Genomic DNA, 5,663 nt, shown 5'->3' on the forward strand with positions numbered 1-5,663 from the left:
CAGATCATGGCGGAAGTTAATCTCCTTCTCCCTGGCTTTATTGATGAACAGGATATTGAAGAGCTTTCATTAAGCCGATAAAAATAATTTACACAAAATGCTTGACAGTCCCGGTAGAAAGTTTTTTGGCCAATTAACCATTAACCCCAATGTACAGTTTTCCATTATCCAGTTTCCTTCCGGCAGACAGTTTCCTGGACGATAACCCATTAACCTCAATGTGCAGCTTTTCAACATCCAGTTTCCTTTCGACATGAAGTCTTCGGGACGATAACCCATTAACCCCAATGTGCAGCTTCTCAACATCCAGTTTCCTTTCGACATGAAGTCTTCGGGACGATTACCCATTAACCCCAATGTGCAGCTTTTCAACATCCAGTTTCCTTTCGACATGAAGTCTTCGGGATGATTACCCATTAACCCCAATGTACAGTTTTCCATTATCCAGTTTCCTTCCGGCAGACAGTTTCCTGGACGATTACCCATTAACGACAATATACAGTTTCCTTTCGTTATAAAATCTCCCGGACGAAACCCGCTACCTGCTACCTGCTACCTGCTACCTGCTAACTTTTCCCTGTTTGACATACGTCTTCAAAGACTCTATACTATGAGTACTGAAAATACTAAAATATTACAAAAGTAATACCGAGAGGATTCTATGGAAGAAAAACTGGTACGGGCCACGCTGGAGCTGATGATGGCGCGGTCTTTGAAATTTACGATGGATGACCTGGCGCGAAAGCTTCACGTCAGCAAGAGTACGATTTACGATATCGTGGATTCGAAGGAGGATCTGATCCGCCTTGTCATGCACCGGGCGATGGATAAGTTTGAAAGAGAGAAGGAACCCCTCCTTCATGGAGAAGGTCCCGTGACCACAAGGCTTCTGCAGCTTTGTGAACTGTATTTCCATACGGTCTGGTATCTTCCGGATGTGGTGATGGAAGATTTGCAGTATCGGTATGACGATATTTCCAGAGAATGGGAAGATTTCAAGGAAGCCAAATTTGATGATATGGTGTCCCTCCTGCAGGAAGGTGTGAACAAGGGGGAGTACCGGAAAGTCAATGTCATGGCGGTGCGGCAGATTATTTTCTGTGCCGCCAAAGGACTGACGGACCCCGAATTCCTTCGAAAATCGGGGATGACTTCCAGGGCCCTCATGGATATCCTGGAAGATGTGATGCTGAAAGGTCTGGAAAAGAGGAGTGAATGATGGACAAAATGACTTATGGAAAGAAACTGGTACTTCTGTCCATGCTGGGCATGGCTCTTGTATTTTCAGGCTGTGGAAATAAAACCGCTGTTTCTACCCAGCCGCCATTGGTGAAGACCATGACGGTGGGAGATGTGTCAAAAGGTGAAAAAAGCACGTTCTCCGGCACGGTGCACGGCTATTTCGAATCGCCCCTGGCCTTCCAGACGGGCGGACGGATTATGGCCCGTTATGTGGATCAGGGCCAGCGGGTAACAGCCGGTCAGCCATTGATGAAAGTGGATTCCAAAGATGCGGAAGAACAGGTGGCTTCTGCCCGGGCTGCTTTGAATGCCTCTCAGGCCAGAGCCGATCTTGCTCATTCCACCCTTTCCCGCTATGAAAAACTCTACGCCCAGAATGCCATTTCCGCCCTCACCATGGACCAGATGAATAACCAGGCAAGACTGGCTGATGCGGATCTCAATAATGCCCTCGCCACTCTTTCCCGGGCAGAAAATAATCTGGGATTTACCATTCTGACCGCAGACCGGGATGGAGTGATCGGTTCCACTATGTATGAAGTGGGCCAGGTCATTGCCGCCGGAACTCCGGTGGTTTCCATCATCGATGATTCGAGAAAAGATGTCCATATTTCCTTAACCGAAAAACAGTACAAAATTTATTCCGTCGGCATGCCGGCCACCGTCACTTTCTGGGCTCTTCCGAATGTGACGGTACAGGGAAAAGTCCGGGATATCGCGGCTGCTCCCAACAGTTCTACCGGAACTTATGATGCCAGAGTCACTTTAATGGATCCGCCCGATTCCATTGTTGTCGGCATGACGGCAGAAGTAAAATTTGAAAATCCGAATAAAAAAGAAGCTTTCTCCGTTCCTTTGACGGCTATGGCCACCCAGAATGACAAGCCTTCCGTATGGGTAGTGAAAGATAAAAAAGTCCATCTCGTGGAAGTCAAAACAGGAGAATACGGCGAAGATTCCGTAGAAATCACGGGAGGCCTTCAGAAAGGCGATATCCTCGTGACGGCGGGAGCTTCCAAACTCTCTGAAGGAGAAGAGGTGCGCACATGAAGGATGAAACCCTGGCGGAGTGGGCCATCCGTCATAAACAGATTGTCTACTTCTTCATTATTTCCATCATCCTGGGGGGCCTTGCCTCTTTCTTCTCCCTGGGACGAAGTGAAGACCCGAATTTCACCATTCGTGAAATGGTGGTGGCTGCCGCCTGGCCCGGAGCTTCTGCGGAACAGATTACCGAGCAGGTCACCTATCCTCTGGAAAAGAAACTCCAGGAAACGAGGGGACTGGATTATATCAAATCCTTTACCCACGATGGAAAAACGGTCATTTATGTAGATCTGGATGATACGGTGCCGAAGGATAAAGTCCAGGAACGGTGGCACGAAGTCAGAAACGCCGTGAATGATGTTTGGGGAGACCTGCCGGCAGGGGTCCGGGGACCCATCATCAATGACCGTTTTACCGATGTCTACGGTTCCATTTATGCCCTGACCGGCGATGATTATTCCTACGAGGAAAAGCGTAAGTATGCCGAAGATATCAGGCGCCGCCTTGTTTTAGTCAGGGATGTGGAACAGGTCAAACTTCTGGGTGTCCAGGAGCAGATGATTTATGTGGAAATGGACCAGAATAAACTGGCCTCTTTCGGTCTCTCTCCGGCCGCCATTTACCAGATGATTTCCCAGCAGTCCGCCATGATGCCGGCCGGCACGATACATACGAATTCCAGAAATGTGGCCATCCGTGTAGACGGACTTCTGGGCACGAAGGAAGCCCTGGAAAATATTCCGATTCACGTGGGCGAGCGCACTTTCCATCTGGGAGATGTGGCCAAAGTCACCCAGACCTATAGGGATCCGGAAACTTCCCTCATGTATTTTAATGGAAAACCTTCCATCGGTATCGCCATTTCCATGAAAGATGGTGGAAATAATCTGGTACTGGGCAAAAATCTCCAGGCCGTTATTGATGAGATGTCGCAGAACCTTCCGGCGGGCATGGAAGTTTCCCTGGTGGCCGACCAGCCAAAAGTGGTCAATAATTCCATTGGAGAATTTACGGAATCCCTCATCGAAGCTCTGGCCATCGTTATGGGTGTTTCTTTCCTTTCCCTGGGACTTCGGAGCGGCATGGTTCTGGCCATGTGTATTCCTGTGGTGGTCTGCTCTTCTTTCCTTTTCATGAAATGGTGGGGCATCGACCTTCATATCGTATCTCTGGGAACTTTGATTCTGGCTTTGGGACTATTGGTGGATGATGCGATTATTGTCATCGAAATGATGCAGTCCAAACTGGAAATGGGAGCCACCCGTATGGAAGCGGCCCAGGAAGCGTTCAAATCCTGTGCCATGCCTATGCTGGCAGGAACTCTCATTACCATTGCCGGTTTTATTCCCGTAGGTCTGGCAGACGGTCAGGTTTCCGAATACTGCAATTCCCTTTTCTGGGTTATCGGTTCCACCCTTCTTTTGTCCTGGGTGGCATCCATCTTCGTTTCCCCGGTCCTGGGCTATCAGTTCATCAAACCGGGGACCGGCGATTCGGTCAGCGGGAAAGTGGAACGGATGGGACGGGAATACTGCAGGAAAGCAGTGAAATTCGTCATTCATTATAGAAAAATGACCCTCCTTGCCACCATCGGACTTTTTGCTTTGACCGTGGCATCCCTTCCCTTCGTGAACCGTGAATTCTTCCCCGATTCCGTCCGTCCGGAAATCATTCTGGACGTCAATCTTCCGAGCGGCGCATCCATCAAAGATACGAAAAAAGTCATGGCCGCTGTGGCAGACAATCTCTATGGTGACAATCGCGTTTCTTCCTTTTCCACCTATATCGGAGATACGGCCCCAAGATTCATCCTTCTTTTCAATCCCCAGGCCGCTGAAGATGACCGGGGTCAGATGATCATCGTGGCCACCGATACGGATTCCAGAGATTCTTTAAGAAAAGACGTACAGGAATTTTTAGCGGACAATTATCCGGAAGTCCGGGCTCATACCCGCCTCATCCAGACGGGACCGCCTTCCGAATATCCCGTCATGTTCCGCCTGAGGGGTCCTGACGCAGGAAAACTGGCAGTCCTTGCCAATGAGGGCCTGGCAAAGATGAAAGAAAATCCGTCTGTCATCAATGCCTCTCTCGACTGGCCCCAGCAGACGCCTTCGGTACAGCTGAAAATCAACCAGGATAAAGTGAGGGAACTGGGCATCGATAATTATGCCGTTTCCCAGGACCTGTATATCAAACTGTCCGGCTATAAAGTGGCTGAATCCTACCAGGGAGACCAGCTCGTGCCCATTTCCTTCCGTCTGGAAGGGGACAACGCGGCCCGCCTGGCCAGCCTTTCTTCCCTTCCCATTCACGTGGGAAGCGGACGGTATGTGCCGCTGGGAGAATTCGCCGATATTTCCTATAAAAATGAAACGAGCACCATCTGGCGCAGAAATATCGAACCCTGCATCACTCTCCGGAGTGATGTGGTATCCGGCGTGACCGGGGACACGGTGGCCAATGATATCTGGGACAAGTATCTCAAAGATTTCCGGCAGAATCTTCCTGAAGGATATACCCTCGAAAAAGACGGGGGCCTCGAATGGAGCGCCAAATCCACGAAACAGATCGTGGCTACCATTCCCCTCATGATTTTCATCATTCTGGCTATCCTGATTTTTGAAATGAAAAAAATCAGCATCATGATTATTGCCGCCGTTTCGGCACCGCTGGCCTTAATCGGAAGTATTCTGACCCTCGTAGTTACCCAGAAAGCCATGGGATTTGTGGCGATCATCGGCATGCTTTCCCTGGGAGGCATGGTCATTCGAAATTCCATCATCCTTCTTGACCAGATCCGGCAGCATCTGGAAAAAGGACTTTCTCCCTATGATGCGGTGGTGGAATCAGCAGTCATCCGTTTCATTCCGATTATGCTGACCTCCCTTTCTGATATGATGGGTATGATCCCCCTCGTAGTCAATCCATTCTGGGCCCCCATGTCCTGCGCCTTCATCGGCGGTCTGACCCTGGCAACGCCCCTGGGACTCCTCTTCGTCCCGGCCCTCTATGCCTTCTGGTTCAGGATTGAGGAACCGAAAGAAGCAAAATAGCCGTTAGTTTTGGCAGAAAAGAACCGATTGCAGGCAATCGGTTCTTTTGTTTTGGGATGGCGGCAGGGAAAGAAGTAACCCTGCCATTGATGGGACCTTTTATATGGAAATAAAAATGTTCAGTTTCAAAAGGATGAGAGCCTGCCAAGGCGAAATAGTTAATAAAATTCTAATGATACAAATCGCGTTTTTTGCTACTATACCAGTGGAGCGAATGAAAGGGCCCCTGAAGAAATCCCTCATCACCCGGATGTACACAATCGATCGAACCGGCGGAGGGATGGACGCAGATGATTTTCAAAAGCTCCGAAACCGCGC

General features: G+C 49.4%; 5 protein-coding genes. 4 read left to right on the plus strand and 1 reads right to left on the minus strand.

Annotated features, from left to right (window positions below; translation table 11 throughout):
• Positions 1-69: 69 nt before the first annotated feature.
• Complete coding sequence (locus tag VZT47_RS09115) at positions 70-441, minus strand: hypothetical protein (protein ID WP_330224653.1); 372 nt, start codon at positions 439-441, stop codon at positions 70-72.
• Between the two features lie 220 nt (positions 442-661).
• Here VZT47_RS09115 and VZT47_RS09120 point away from each other — a divergent pair, with 220 nt between their 5' ends.
• The 4 genes from VZT47_RS09120 to VZT47_RS09135 form a co-directional block, all read left to right on the plus strand.
• Positions 662-1,219 carry a TetR/AcrR family transcriptional regulator gene (locus tag VZT47_RS09120; protein ID WP_330224654.1) on the plus strand — a complete coding sequence of 186 codons (558 nt, stop codon included), beginning with the start codon at positions 662-664 and terminating at the stop codon, positions 1,217-1,219.
• Entirely contained in the window at positions 1,216-2,292 is a 1,077-nt protein-coding gene (locus VZT47_RS09125; RefSeq protein ID WP_330224655.1) for an efflux RND transporter periplasmic adaptor subunit, read from the plus strand. Before VZT47_RS09120 ends, VZT47_RS09125 begins: the two co-directional genes overlap by 4 nt.
• The gene (locus VZT47_RS09130) at positions 2,289-5,345 is read left to right on the plus strand and encodes an efflux RND transporter permease subunit (RefSeq protein WP_330224656.1); all 3,057 of its coding nucleotides are present in this window, start codon (positions 2,289-2,291) and stop codon (positions 5,343-5,345) included. The genes VZT47_RS09125 and VZT47_RS09130 overlap by 4 nt, the downstream gene beginning before the upstream one ends.
• Before the next feature lie 103 nt (positions 5,346-5,448).
• Positions 5,449-5,663 (plus strand): hypothetical protein (locus VZT47_RS09135; protein ID WP_330224657.1); only part of this gene is annotated, 215 nt, incomplete at its 3' end.

Source organism: Dialister sp., from assembly GCF_036343215.1.
Taxonomy (GTDB): Bacteria; Bacillota; Negativicutes; order Veillonellales; family Dialisteraceae; genus Dialister.